The organism is gamma proteobacterium symbiont of Lampromicra miyakona (assembly GCF_059730895.1).
The window spans coordinates 3,755,072-3,768,459 of record NZ_AP035932.1; the positions used below are offsets into that span (position 1 = coordinate 3,755,072).

A 13,388-nucleotide genomic window follows, 5' to 3' on the forward strand; every position below is an offset into this window, starting at 1 on the left:
CGCAAGTATACCGTCCCAGGATGAACAATCACAGGAGTCAGAATGGCAAAGCGAATTCAGTTCAACCAGCACGGCGGCCCGGAAGTATTGCAATGGGTCGATTTCACACCAGCCGATCCCGCCGAGCATGAAGTTCAGGTGGAGAACAAGGCGATTGGTATTAACTACATCGATACCTACGTGCGCAGCGGATTGTATCCGGTCTCCTCGCTGCCGTCCGGCCTGGGCACTGAAGCGGCAGGCATCGTGAAAAAAGTGGGCAGCGCGGTTTCGCGTTTCAAGCCGGGCGATCGCGTGGTGTATTGCCAGGCCGCGCTGGGTGCCTACAGCGAGCTGCACAATGTGGCAGAAGATCGGCTGGTGATTCTGCCGGACAGCATCAGCTTTGAGCAGGCTGCGGCCTCTTTCCTCAAGGGCCTGACGGTGCAGTATCTGCTGCGTCAAACGTACAAAGTAAAAGCCGATGAAATTTTCCTGTTTCATGCCGCCGCGGGCGGCGTGGGCCTGATTGCCTGCCAGTGGGCGAAAGCGCTGGGCGCGCATTTGATTGGCACCGTCGGTTCTGCGGAGAAAGCGCAGATCGCCAAAGATGCCGGTGCCTGGGCCACCATCAATTATCGCGAAGAGGATATCGCCCAGCGCGTCAGCGAACTGACCAACGGTGAAAAAGTGGCGGTAGTGTACGACTCAGTGGGCAAAGATACCTGGGAACCCTCCCTCGACAGCCTGCGCCGCCACGGCCTGATGGTGAGCTTTGGTAATGCCTCCGGCCCGGTGACCGGCGTTGACCTCGGCATTCTCAACAAGAAAGGCTCGCTGTTTGTCACCCGCCCATCCCTGTTTGGCTATATCACCAACCGTGAAGAGCTCGATCGCGCCAGCGGCGAACTGTTTTCGCTTATCGCCAGCCGCGCTATTCAGCTTAACGTGCCGGAGCAGCAGAAATTTGCCCTGAGCGATGCAGTGCGTGCGCATCAGGTGCTGGAGAGTCGTGCCACTCAGGGTTCCAGCCTGTTGATTCCCTGATAGCAGAAATGATGAAGGGCTTCCCGAAGGAAGCCCTTTTCTTTCTTTTTTATAGTTCGCGCTGGTGTAGGGACAGCGGCGATGAATTCGTCTGAATTTCTTTACCTATCCTGACAGAAAACATAAGTAAAAAATATGTTTAATTGCGAATTCGTACTAAGCAATCACCAACTCTGTGATCGTAACCGCATTTAACGCCAGCTTCTCTTCTCTAAGTCGCTGATTTTCCTTTTCAGCCGGTTAAGCTTCATCTCTCCCTGCGGCGTGGTAAATGCGCGATACAGCCACACGGCAACCACCGCCAGCACCAGCCACGGCAACAATTTTATAACAAGCGCAAACAGCCCGCCGAGAAACATCACCACGGTGGCCACCAGCAGCGCGGCGATCACGCCCAGCAGCGATACGCCTGTCAGCAGCAGCATCATAAAAAAGCCGATAACAAATAATATTTCCACGAGCGCTCTCCTGTATCAGTAATGCAGAAGGTATTACAAGATACGTGCCAGGTCGTAACGATCGCTAAGCCATTGAATTATCGCTTAGATGCAGGACAGAGGGGACGTTGATTTGGTGAAATTGACTAACTGGTGGTGAATTAAAAACCGCACGATGAAACCGTGCGGTTTAAACCGTCCTGCCAGTCTGACCAGGCCGGCTCGCGGCATCAGGCTTCCTGCACGATGCGGTCAGCCACCAGCGCCAGCGCCGCTTCCAGCACGCGGACGTCGGCGCCCGGTTTGTGGGCATTTTCGCTCAGGTGACGGCGCCACTGGCGCGCGCCGGGAATGCCCTGGAACAGGCCCAGCATGTGGCGCGTAATGTGTCCCAGATAGGTGCCCTGTGCCAGTTCGGCTTCGATGTAAGGGTACATGGAACGCACCACGGCGACCGGATCGGCCACCGGTGTCTCGCGGCCAAACAGCTGGCGATCAACCTGCGCCAGAATGCCGGGATTTTGATAGGCCTCGCGCCCCATCATCACGCCGTCCAGGTGCTGCAGATGCGCTTTGGCCTCTTCAAGCGTCTTAACGCCGCCGTTGATTGCCATGGTCAGCGCCGGGAAATCCCGCTTCAACTGGTAAACACGCGGATAATCGAGCGGTGGAATTTCACGGTTCTCTTTCGGGCTGAGACCCGACAGCCACGCTTTACGCGCATGAATAATGAACGTATCACAACCGCCCTGCTGCGCCACGGTGCCGACAAAATCGCACAGGAAGGCGTAGCTATCCTGGTCGTCAATACCGATGCGGGTTTTCACCGTGACCGGAATGCTGACCACATCGCGCATCGCTTTGATACAGTCCGCGACCAGCGCCGCCTCACCCATCAGGCACGCGCCAAAACGGCCGTTCTGTACCCGATCGGACGGACAACCGACGTTCAGGTTGATCTCATCGTATCCGCGCGCTTCAGCCAGCTTTGCACAGGTTGCCAGCGCGGCCGGATCGCTACCGCCCAGCTGCAGCGCCAGCGGATGCTCCGCCTCGCTATAGGCCAGATAGTCGCCTTTGCCGTGGATGATGGCCCCGGTGGTCACCATTTCGGTGTACAGCAGCGTGTCGCCGCTCAGCTGACGGTGAAAATAGCGACAGTGACGGTCGGTCCAGTCCAGCATTGGGGCGATGGAGAAACGTTGCGAAGAGAATGTATCGGTCATGAAACGCAGTAAATCCGCAGTTAAGTGATGAGAAACTGCGCAATGATATCACAGCTGTGACGGGCGACACAGCCGCCCGTCATCGTGTGGTCAGAAGTTAAACCCGAGCTGCACCATGGCCCCCCAGGTATTGTCTTTGCCGACCGAACCGGCCAGGTCCAGATGCACCGCGTTGTTGAACGGCGACACGCCGAGACCGGCCGTAAACACATCGGTGTCATTCGACTTCATATCCGCGCGATAGCCGGCACGCAGCGCCAGCCAGTCCAGCACGCGATATTCACCACCCACGCCAGCGTACTGACTGCTCTCCTGCGATTTAAAACGTTTGGTTTCGGTCAGATCGACATCGCCGGTCAGAGTAAAGGGTCCGCGATTCCACGCCAGTCCGGTGGTTACCAGTGGGCGAATCTGATACGTATCGCGATAGCCGTTAACCTCTTTGGTGTCGATATCGCGCGAGACCAGGTTCTGCCCGGTCACGCCGAAGGTCCAGTTCTCCGCGAAGTCGGTAGCGATACCGGCATCGACGTTGAAACCGGTATCGGTGCTGCGATAGCGGCTGTCGTTAATATCATTCTTGTCGTAGTTATAAACGCTGGCGGTGTAGTTATACAGCCAGGTTTTCTGCAGCTTCGGCGTGACGCCAACGGAGACCGGGTGACCGGCGATGGTGAACTCATGTGCCATTGCGACACCGTAATCGGTGATCAGCGCAGCCAGGCCGTTGGCGCTGGATCGCAGATTATTTTGGTCGCCCGGCAAAGGAATGCGGCCATTTGCGACCTGATCCAGATAATCAATATCGCCCTGTACTACGTTAGCGCGGATGTGCGCCGTGCCGTAGGCTTTGGTGATGAAGGCGAAAGGAAGGGTCTCGTTGGGAATGCTGACGGCTAACGCCACGCCTGCGGTGCCATTCGCTTTATCACCGCGCAGATCGCGCAGCTGATTGGCCATATCACCTGCCGCGGCTCTGACCTGAGGCGCGCCATTGATGATCTCCGGCAGCGTGATGTTGTTGATCACGTCACGATAGCGGTCCACCGTATCAGTAATTTCGTCTACGCGATCCACTAATTTGTCTTTGTCAGTAATCTGCACCCCGGCTGAAGGAAAAATGATGCTGACGTTATCTTCAGGCTGCGCTTTGGTCATCAATGCCGGGTTAGCCAGCACTGCCGAGCTCCAGGTTGAGGAAGCGACACCGGTTCCCCCCATGGCATCGTTACGCGCATCGTACCAGGTGCCAGCAGCAAATGCTGATGAGGTAACAAATACCGCATTAAAACCAACAACATAAGCAATTTTCTTGCGTCTGAATAATGTCTTCACCATGAGTCTGCCATCACCTTTTAATTGTCGTTGACTGTCTCTACGACGGAATAGTTTATTAGCCCTATTCTGAACGCTGGCTAACGCTTTATTGCTGTGAATTGAAAGGAATTAGCATTGCTATTCGCAGAATTGGTCACGCCCGCACCATTCTGCTGTTGTTTTATGCAGAAATATGAACGTCAGCTAAATTGATGCCAGAAATTACTTAAAACCTTTTGAACCATAGCCACTAAGTCAGTGAGTTGCAAAGCAAAAAGATGGGTTAACCTGTGAGAAAAAACTCAGGAAGGAAAAGCATGGCTTAACAGAAGGAGGTACCAGGGCGCAACGCGGCAGATAAGTGGCTGAAAGACAGACATTTCCTGGATGATATCAGGTAAAAAAGCAATGGCAGCAGCGTAAAAGTTTGTGTGATAAAATAACATCACCCATCACCTGGAGAATGCTTATGCCAAACCTCACGCCCGAACAACTGCTCACGCAGGCTGAATCTCTGTGCCTTGACCGTGGCGTGCGCCTCACTACGCAGCGCGCAGAAGTGCTGCGCCTGATGGCGGAGCAGAACGGTTCCATTAGCGCTTACGATTTGCTGGACCAGCTGCGCATCAGTGAACCCCAGGCGAAACCACCAACTATTTATCGCGCGCTGGATTTCCTGCTGGAGCAGGGATTTATTCATCGGGTGGAGTCAAATAACAGTTATGTGGTGTGCCACCATTTCGACGAGCCGGCGCACACATCGGTGATGCTGGTGTGCGACAACTGTGCCGCCGTCAGTGAGAAGCACGCGCACGGCGTGGAAAAGATCATCGCCGGGTTGGCCGATCAGGCGGGTTTTACCTTACGTCATAGCGTTATTGAGGCGCACGGCCTGTGTGAAAACTGTGCCGAAGTGGCAGCCTGCACGCAGCCGGGTAGCTGTCAGCACGATCATGAAGTGGAAAGTAAGAAGAAGGTGCGTAAAGGGTAACTGGCACGTCCGTGTGCCAGGCCGATCGTAACGATCAGCGGGTAGGAGCATCATCCTTAAAGCGGGAGACTTACCAGCGGTAATCTTTGTTTTGACTTTCCCAGTCTTTCAATTCACGCTCAGCTTCATCTTTGGCGTAACCGTAACGTTCCTGGATTTTACCCACTAGCTGATCGCGCTTCCCTTCGATCACGGTCAAATCGTCATCGGTCAACTTGCCCCATTTCTCTTTAAACTTCCCTTTAAACTGCTTCCAGTTTCCGCTCGCTTCGTCTTTGTTCATAACAATCCTCCACGTCTTCCTGAGTGAGATGGTGTATTTCTCATGTAATGCCGGAAATAACCATATAACGCGCTGCTTATCTGCGCCGTTTGAGATAATTATAGTAGCCGCTTCGGATTGTGCACGAAATTACAGATTATTCTGGTGCCTGCGCTGTGCTTATGGCTGGCTGAACCAGCTGTCACGCTGCCAGTGGCGGCGCCACATCCATCCCAGCGTCAGGCCGCGCAGCGCCAGAAACACCGTGATCGCCAGCCATAAACCGTGATTCCCTAACCACGGCAGCGTCAGCAAAGTGATGCCGAAACCTGCTGCAGCCATGATCATGCTGTTTCGCATTTCGCGGCCGCGTGTCGCGCCGATGAACATGCCGTCCAGCAGGTAACACCAGACGCCGACCAGCGGTAAAATTACCTGCCACAGCAGAAAGCGATCGGCCATCTCACGCAGCGGCTGCAGCGAGGTAAGCAGCGCAACAATGTGCGCGCCGCTAAGCGCATAAATAAGCGCAAACAGCAGCGCAACGATACCCGCCTGGCGACAGGCGGCATGCCAGATCAGCAGCAGCCGGCTGCGATCTTTTGCCCCTACAGCTTCACCCGAGCAGGCTTCCACAGCGTAAGCAAAGCCGTCCAGCGCATAGGCAGTAAACGTCAGGAACATCAACAGCACCGCATTGACCGCAACCACATCCGGTCCGATGCGTGCACCCAGCAGGGTCAGCGAGGCGAAGCAGATCTGCAGCATGAGCGAGCGCAGCATGATGTCGCGATTAAGGCGAAATAACCGCGCCGCGTCACCGCGCCAGCTGTTTTTCAGTAGTTTAAAATCGATGCCGCGCAGTTTCAGCACGCGCGCCACCATCCATAATCCCACTGCCAGCGTCACGTATTCGGCCAGCGCCGTGGCGGCGGCGGCACCGGCAACGCCCCAGTGCAATTTCAGCACCAGCAGCAGATCGAGCAGGATGTTGACCAGGTTTCCGACAATCAGCAGAACCATCGGCGCACGCGCATACTGCACGCCCAGCAGCCAGCCGAGAATCACCAGGTTAGCCAGCGTAGCTGGTGCGCTCAGCCAGCGGATTTCAATGAAGATTTGCGCCTGCTGCTGGACTTCCGCGCTGCCGCCCATCAGCGTTGCCGCCAGGCTACTGACAGGAGAACGCAGCAGCGCCAGCAGCAACCCGGCGGCGAGGGCGATCAGCAGCGGCTGCATAAGTGCGCGCGCCAGTGCCTGTTTATCGCCGGCCCCGAAGGCCTGCGCGGTTAAACCGGTGGTGCTCATACGCAGAAACAGCAGCAGCATAAAGATGAAGCTGGTTGCCGTGGTGCCTACGGCCACGCCGCCGAGGTAGATCGGGCTATCAAGATGGCCAATCACGGCGGTATCGACCACGCCGAGCAGCGGCACGGTGATATTGGACAGGATCATTGGCAACGCCAGTCGCCACAGCGCTTTATCAGAAGAGGAAAATAGCTGCATCAGCCCCATCCCGAGGGTTACGGTAGTCGGCCTGAGCGAGCGCCTTACGCGCCGGGAACAAAAGTATGATTAAAGCAGACTGCGGCCAGCGCGCGTGCGCCGCCGCAGCGGGGGAGATCAACCGGGTTTCAGAGCCACTCGCCGTTGCGCACGATGCCGACGGCCAGCCCTTCCACGGTCAGCGACTGTTCACGGGTATCCACGACAATCGGCTGGAAATCATTGTTTTCCGGCAGCAGCTGGACAATCGCGCCCTGCTTCTTCCAGCGTTTCACCGTGACTTCATCATCGATACGCGCAACCACCACCTGGCCATTGCGCACTTCCTGCGTTTTATGCACCGCGAGCAGATCGCCGTCCATAATGCCGATATCTTTCATCGACATACCGCTGACGCGCAGCAGGAAATCGGCAGAGGGTTTGAACAGGTTGGCGTCGACCTGATAGTGGGCTTCGATATGTTCCTGCGCCAGCAGCGGTTCACCGGCGGCGACGCGACCGATCAGTGGCAGCCCTTCACTCGCCTCTTCTTCCATCAGCAGGCGGATACCGCGCGATGCACCGGAGACGATTTCAATGACACCTTTACGCGCCAGCGCTTTCAGGTGCTCTTCAGCAGCGTTAGGCGAGCGGAAGCCCAGTTGCGAAGCAATTTCAGCACGCGTTGGCGGCATGCCGGTCTGATTAATATGGTCGCGAATCAGGTCATAGACCTGTTGCTGCCTGCTGGTTAACGCTTTCATCCCGCCCCCTGGTTGTTTATACAGTCGCTGTGAGTATATACAGGTATTGGCGAAATGAAAACCGAAACAGAGGGAAAAATCAGCGGCTTGATGAATGTGGAATGTTTATCGCAAATGCGACCAAAGCAGCGCGATCCAGACAAACAGAGCCAGTAAGATAGCCAGCAGTACCGCCGCCGAGCCCATGTCTTTGGCGCGTCCCGCCAGCGGATGGCGTTCCTGACCAATACGGTCCACCACGGCTTCGATGGCACTATTAAGGATCTCAACAATGACTACCAGCACCACCGAGCCAATCAGCAACACACGCGTGATGATATCGACATCCAGCCAGCAGGCGATGGCAACCGCGACCAGTGCGGCAATCGCCTCCTGGCGAAAAGCGGCTTCATGCTGCCAGGCGGCACGCAGCCCCTGCCAGGAATAACCGGCGGCTTTAATGATTCTCAGGAAACCGGTGACGTTATTTGCCATGTTGTGGAACCCTTAACTGTTTTTGACGTCAATGTCTGGGCGCGCGAGGTGGCACAGCCACAGATCTTCGCCGCACTTTCTGGTATGCTTGCCGCGCTTTGCTAACAAGAGGCTTCAAGTTGTCTATGTCAGGTTGGCGTAAACTCTATTACAAATTGTTGAATTTACCACTCTCTATTTTGGTAAAAAGTAAGGTCATTCCGACCGATCCGATCTCGGAACACGGTATCGATCCGACCCGTCCGGTGATGTATGTTTTGCCTTATGATTCAAAGGCGGACCTGCTCACGCTACGCGCACAGTGCCTGAAGCACGATCTGCCGGATCCGCTGGCGCCGCTGGAGATTGACGGCACCCTGCTGCCGCGCCACGTATTTATTCACGATGGGCCACGCGTCTTCCCCTATTTCGTGGCGAACCCGGAGTCGGTCAAGCTGTTCCATGACTACCTCGATCTGCACCGCAACAATGCGGCGCTGGACGTACAGATGCTGCCGGTTTCCGTGATGTTTGGCCGTGCGCCAGGCCGTGAAATTCAGGGCGAACCGACGCCACATCTGCGTATTCTTAACGGCATACAGAAGTTCTTTGCCATCCTGTGGCACGGTCGCGACAGCTTTGTCCGTTTCTCGCCCACGGTTTCGCTGCGTCAGATGGCCACCGAACACGGTACCGATCAGTCGATCGCGCAGAAACTGGCACGTGTCGCGCGCATTCATTTTGCCCGCCAGCGGCTGGCAGCCGTCGGCCCGCGTCTGCCGGCACGCCAGGATCTGTTCAACAAGCTGCTGCAATCCAAAGCGATTGAGAAAGCGGTTGAAGACGAAGCGCGCAGCAAGAAAATTTCGCATGAAAAAGCGCAGCAGAACGCCATCGAAATGATGGAAGAAGTGGCGGCGGATTTCTCGTACGAAGCGATCCGCGTGACTGACCGTGTGATGGGCTGGCTGTGGAGTCGGCTCTATCAGGGCATTAACGTGCACGGCGGCGAACGCGTGCGCCAGCTGGCGCAGGATGGTCACGAAATTGTTTACGTGCCCTGCCACCGCAGCCACATGGATTATCTGCTGCTGTCCTACGTGCTTTATCATCAGGGCCTGGTGCCGCCGCACATTGCTGCCGGTATCAATCTCAACTTCTGGCCAGCCGGACCGATTTTCCGTCGCCTCGGTGCCTTCTTTATTCGTCGTACCTTTAAAGGCAACAAGCTCTACTCCACGGTGTTCCGCGAGTATCTGGGCGAGCTGTTCAGCCGCGGCTATTCGGTTGAGTATTTTGTTGAAGGCGGGCGCTCACGCACTGGCCGTCTGCTCGACCCGAAAACCGGCACGCTGTCGATGACGTTACAGGCGCTGCTGCGCGGCGGCAGCCGTCCTATCACCTTTGTGCCGATCTACATCGGTTATGAGCACGTGATGGAAGTCGGCACTTATGCCAAAGAGCTGCGCGGTGCCGCGAAAGAGAAAGAGGGCTTCATGCAGATGGTGCGCGGCCTGCGCAAGCTGCGTAACCTCGGCCAGGGCTATGTGAACTTCGGTGAGCCGCTGTCGCTGGTTAACTATCTCAACAAACAGGTTCCGGAGTGGCGCGACGCGATTGACCCTATCGATCCTCAGCGTCCGGCGTGGATGACGCCGGTAGTGAACGATATCGCGGCACGTCTGATGGTACGCATCAACGAAGCCGGCGCGGCTAACGCCATGAACCTGTGCGTGACCGCGCTGCTGGCATCGCGCCAGCGCTCGCTGACGCGTGAACAGCTGACGGAACAGCTGGAGTGCTATACCCAGCTGCTGCGCAATGTGCCGTATTCACCCGAGTCAACCGTGCCGGATCTCAGCGCTGAAGCGCTGCTCGATCACGCCATGGGCATGAACAAGTTCGAGACCGAGCAGGACAGTATTGGCGAGATCATCATTCTGCCGCGCGAGCAGGCGGTGCTGATGACCTACTATCGCAACAACATCCACCATATGCTGGTGATGCCGTCGCTGATTGCCGCTATCGTGCAGCAGCATCGGGAGATCAGCGAGGCGGAACTGCTGCGTCAGGTCAGCCTGGTCTATCCGATGCTGAAGAGCGAACTGTTCCTGCGCTGGGACAGTGCCGAGCTGCCGGCCCTGCTGAATGCGCTCTGCGCCGAAATGGCGCGGCAGGGGCTGATCACCGTACAGGAAGGCCAGCTGAAAATGAGTGCGGCACGTTACCGTACGCTGCAGCTGCTGGCGGCCGGGATTCGTGAAACGCTGCAGCGTTTTGCCATTACCTTCGCCATTCTCAGCGCCAAGCCGACCATTAACCGTGGCACGCTGGAGAAAGAGAGCCGCACGCTGGCTCAGCGTCTATCAGTGCTGCACGGTATCAATGCGCCGGAGTTCTTTGATAAGGCGGTCTTTACCGCGCTGGTGCTGTCGCTGCGTGATGAAGGCTATATCAGTGATTCCGGTGATGCGGATGCTGAACGTACCAATATGATGTGGCAGATGCTGGCCGAACTGGTCACCAGCGATGTCCGTCTGACCATTGAGAGTGCCGTGGCGCACGACTAATGGGCGACTGAAAATCGCGGCGCATCTGTAACACGCCAGATTGCGCCGCGGTTTTCGTTGTCAGAATTCAGACGCGGAAAGAACGCGCTTCCCACTGCGACGACCGGCGCGCCGCCGGGGTTAATCACCCCGTCATCAGAACAGCGCAACAAACGGCTGGGTATTGAGCAGCACGCCAATAAACAGCACCAGGCCAACGTAGTTGTTGTTGAGGAATGCCTGGAAGCACAGCTCACGTTCACGCCCGGCGATCAGCTTCTGCTGATGCACAAACAGCCCGCCCGCCAGCAGCAGCGACCAGTAAAACGCACCGTTCAGATGCAGTAAAATGCCCACCAGCGCCATCAGGCCCAGCGCGGCCAGCTGTAACAGCCCGATAATCAGCTTGTCGTAACGCCCGAACAGAATCGCCGTCGATTTCACGCCAATCTTCAGATCGTCGTCGCGGTCAACCATGGCGTACTGGGTGTCATAAGCCACCGTCCAGCAAATATTGGCAAGAAACACCAGCCAGCAGACAAAGGGTAAGGACTCACTAACCGCCGCCCAGCCCATCGGAATCGCCCAGCCAAACGCCGCGCCCAGCACCACCTGCGGCAGATGGGTATAGCGTTTCATAAAGGGATAAACCCACGCCAGCGCCAGCCCGCCAAATGACAGCAGAATGGTCATGCGGTTCATGGTCAGCACCAGCAGGAACGCCAGCAGACCGAGGCCGGCGAACAGCAGTTTCGCCTCTTTCTCCGTTACCGCGCCGCTGGCTAACGGTCGCGCGGCGGTGCGTTTCACGTGGCCGTCGACGTTACGGTCGGCATAATCGTTGATCACGCAGCCCGCCGCACGCATCGCAAACACGCCAAGTACGAACACCACCAGCACCGACAGCGGCGGAATCGCCATGCCGGACAGCCACAGCGCCCACAGTGTCGGCCACAGCAGGAGCAGCGTGCCAATCGGTTTATCAATACGCATCAGGCGACTATAGGCCTGCCATTTGCTCATGGTTAAAGTCTTTTGCACGGGGCGTTATCCTTGCTTCAGCGCGCGGTACAGCGGCGACGCCGGTAAAAACAGTTCAGTTAACAGCAGCGGTTTGCCGGACAGGCGCAGCCGCGAGCGGCGTCCCCACAGGTCATCAATCTGGCCCGGATCGATAAAATCGCGGCTCAGCGTCGAGGAGGAAAACAGGTAGCGTCCCAGCGGTCGCGTGCCGAGATTTTGCAGCATCTGTTCCGGACCGTTCAGCGTGCTCTCCGGCACCACGGTACGGCCAATCAGCCAGGGTTCATTGTCACCGCACAGCACGATTTCACGCAGCCAGAAGCGCGTGTCGGCAGGCAGAAACGCCGCTTCCTGCGGCATCTCATCGGCGGTAATGAACGCTTCCCGCAACAGTTGTACGGTAACCTGCTGGCAGTGCTGCTCAAAGCGGCGCGTCATTGAGTCTTCTTCCAGCAGCCAGTCAAGCAGCGGCGGTGAAAGTAACGGGGAAGAGGCTGGCAGCCAGTGCAGTGCGCGTAACTGGCGCAGCGCGTCATGCGACATCAGGACATCTCCGGTAAAAAAGTTGCCCTAGTGTAGCGCACCGCGCTCAGCGTGACACATCTGCTTGTGCCACGCTGGCGTCGCGGGAGGAGTTACTCACGTTTCAGGCGGTTACTGTTGGCCAGCCACAGCGTCACCACCAGAATCAAAATGGCCGCCGAGTAGCACAACGTATCGAAAGGATTTTTATGGTCGACAATGATCAGACGAATAATCGCCGTGATCCCGATATAGACGAAGTAGCGCAGCGGAAAGTGATAGCCGGACTGAAAGTACTTCACAATCAGCGCGATAAACTCGAAATAGAGAAAGTAGATCACAATGCCTTCGATCAGCAGATATGAGGACGCCTGCTCACCGGTGCTGAACAGCACATTCGCCAGGTGAATGGTCTCTTTACCGAGAAACACCACCAGAATAACGGCCAGAATCACCAGGCCAATGTTCAGTACCCACTGTAATACCGAAGCAATAAGCTGCCCCGCCGCTGGTTTTGTTGTCATTATTTTGCGCCTCAGATGACGAGATTCTTCTGGCGCTATCATGCTGTAATGTGATCTAAATCACAATACATCACACCTCAACATCAACGCACAGCGCGTCATAACGCCAGTACTCGCAGTCGCAGTCAATCACCCGCTTATACTGGTCACGGTTGATACGCGTAATCAGCAGGCCGGGCGTACCGCTCGCCACGTTCAGTGCGGGCGCCGCCCGCGCCGGAAGCGGACCGGGCACAATGGTAAACCGTGCGCCGCCGTAGTGAATGCCGTAGCGCTGGTCATACAGATCGGTCAGCGAGCGGGTGAGATCTTCACGCAGCAGACCGGGAAAGAAGGCCGGATTGAGGTAATGCTCGACGTACAGCACTGCGCGGCCATCTATGCGGCGCAGGCGGCGAATGCGGTACACCTGATCGCCTTCCAGCAGTTGCAGATGACGCGCAATTGCCAGCTGCGCCGGCACCTCGCGCGCCTCCATCACCTCAGTGCTGGCAATGCGCCCCTGCTGCAGCGCCATGGCGTGAAAGTGGCTGTGATGTGCCGGGTTATAGATGAGGCGCGGCGGCGCAATAAACCAGCCGCGCCGCAGTTCGCGGTAGATGACGCCCTGCGCTTCCAACAGGCCAAGCGCTTCACGCAGCGTGATGCGCGTGGTGGAATATTGTTCGCTCAACGCGCGCTCGGCCGGCAATCGTCTGGTGACAAACTCTCCGTTTTCAATCCGTTCGCATAGTGCGGCGGCGATCACATCTGCGGTTTTCGACGACATTTTTTTCAGCCTCATTTTGGGGCAAATCTGCACTATGACA

Annotated in this window: 14 protein-coding genes; 3 read left to right on the forward strand and 11 right to left on the reverse strand. The window is 56.8% G+C overall.

Going from position 1 to position 13,388, the window contains the following annotated elements; all coding sequences use genetic code 11:
* Positions 1-42: 42 nt before the first annotated feature.
* On the forward strand, positions 43-1,026 hold the full coding sequence (locus AC6I8P_RS17715; RefSeq protein WP_338670569.1) for a quinone oxidoreductase: 984 nt from the start codon (positions 43-45) through the stop codon (positions 1,024-1,026).
* Positions 1,027-1,217: 191 nt separating this feature from the next.
* On the opposite strand, the gene pspG is transcribed toward AC6I8P_RS17715, so the two are convergent.
* The 3 genes from pspG to AC6I8P_RS17730 form a co-directional block, all read right to left on the reverse strand.
* Complete coding sequence (pspG, locus tag AC6I8P_RS17720) at positions 1,218-1,484, reverse strand: envelope stress response protein PspG (RefSeq protein ID WP_421039931.1); 267 nt, start codon at positions 1,482-1,484, stop codon at positions 1,218-1,220.
* Between the two features lie 209 nt (positions 1,485-1,693).
* Positions 1,694-2,689 (reverse strand): tRNA dihydrouridine(20/20a) synthase DusA, encoded by a 996-nt coding sequence (gene dusA / locus AC6I8P_RS17725; protein ID WP_104187837.1) that lies wholly within the window; start codon positions 2,687-2,689, stop codon positions 1,694-1,696.
* Between the two features lie 90 nt (positions 2,690-2,779).
* Entirely contained in the window at positions 2,780-4,027 is a 1,248-nt protein-coding gene (locus AC6I8P_RS17730) for a conjugal transfer protein TraF (protein WP_211724894.1), read from the reverse strand.
* A gap of 448 nt (positions 4,028-4,475) precedes the next feature.
* Between AC6I8P_RS17730 and zur the strand changes: the two genes are divergently transcribed.
* On the forward strand, positions 4,476-4,997 hold the full coding sequence (zur, locus tag AC6I8P_RS17735; RefSeq protein WP_088515725.1) for a zinc uptake transcriptional repressor Zur: 522 nt from the start codon (positions 4,476-4,478) through the stop codon (positions 4,995-4,997).
* A 70-nt stretch (positions 4,998-5,067) separates the two neighbouring features.
* Here zur and AC6I8P_RS17740 read toward each other — a convergent pair whose 3' ends face one another.
* From AC6I8P_RS17740 to AC6I8P_RS17755, 4 genes are all read right to left on the reverse strand, one after another.
* Positions 5,068-5,280, reverse strand: coding sequence for a CsbD family protein (locus AC6I8P_RS17740; protein WP_021507857.1), 213 nt, complete (start codon positions 5,278-5,280; stop codon positions 5,068-5,070).
* Positions 5,281-5,439: 159 nt separating this feature from the next.
* Positions 5,440-6,765 carry an MATE family efflux transporter DinF gene (dinF, locus tag AC6I8P_RS17745; RefSeq protein WP_125309264.1) on the reverse strand — a complete coding sequence of 442 codons (1,326 nt, stop codon included), beginning with the start codon at positions 6,763-6,765 and terminating at the stop codon, positions 5,440-5,442.
* A gap of 128 nt (positions 6,766-6,893) precedes the next feature.
* Entirely contained in the window at positions 6,894-7,508 is a 615-nt protein-coding gene (gene lexA / locus AC6I8P_RS17750) for a transcriptional repressor LexA (RefSeq protein WP_031279762.1), read from the reverse strand.
* A 105-nt stretch (positions 7,509-7,613) separates the two neighbouring features.
* On the reverse strand, positions 7,614-7,982 hold the full coding sequence (locus AC6I8P_RS17755; RefSeq protein WP_058780895.1) for a diacylglycerol kinase: 369 nt from the start codon (positions 7,980-7,982) through the stop codon (positions 7,614-7,616).
* A 125-nt stretch (positions 7,983-8,107) separates the two neighbouring features.
* Here AC6I8P_RS17755 and plsB point away from each other — a divergent pair, with 125 nt between their 5' ends.
* Positions 8,108-10,531 (forward strand): glycerol-3-phosphate 1-O-acyltransferase PlsB, encoded by a 2,424-nt coding sequence (gene plsB, locus AC6I8P_RS17760; RefSeq protein WP_031279763.1) that lies wholly within the window; start codon positions 8,108-8,110, stop codon positions 10,529-10,531.
* A gap of 135 nt (positions 10,532-10,666) precedes the next feature.
* Here plsB and ubiA read toward each other — a convergent pair whose 3' ends face one another.
* The 4 genes from ubiA to AC6I8P_RS17780 all read right to left on the reverse strand — a co-directional run bounded on the left by ubiA (position 10,667) and on the right by AC6I8P_RS17780 (position 13,348).
* The gene (gene ubiA, locus AC6I8P_RS17765) at positions 10,667-11,533 is read right to left on the reverse strand and encodes a 4-hydroxybenzoate octaprenyltransferase (RefSeq protein WP_201449146.1); all 867 of its coding nucleotides are present in this window, start codon (positions 11,531-11,533) and stop codon (positions 10,667-10,669) included.
* 24 nt (positions 11,534-11,557) lie between these two features.
* Positions 11,558-12,076, reverse strand: coding sequence for a chorismate lyase (gene ubiC / locus AC6I8P_RS17770; RefSeq protein WP_010616617.1), 519 nt, complete (start codon positions 12,074-12,076; stop codon positions 11,558-11,560).
* A 92-nt stretch (positions 12,077-12,168) separates the two neighbouring features.
* Positions 12,169-12,579 (reverse strand): phosphate-starvation-inducible protein PsiE, encoded by a 411-nt coding sequence (psiE, locus tag AC6I8P_RS17775; RefSeq protein ID WP_010616618.1) that lies wholly within the window; start codon positions 12,577-12,579, stop codon positions 12,169-12,171.
* A gap of 70 nt (positions 12,580-12,649) precedes the next feature.
* Positions 12,650-13,348: a UTRA domain-containing protein gene (locus tag AC6I8P_RS17780; protein ID WP_159377389.1), complete on the reverse strand. Its 699-nt coding sequence runs from the start codon at positions 13,346-13,348 to the stop codon at positions 12,650-12,652.
* Positions 13,349-13,388 lie beyond the last annotated feature (40 nt).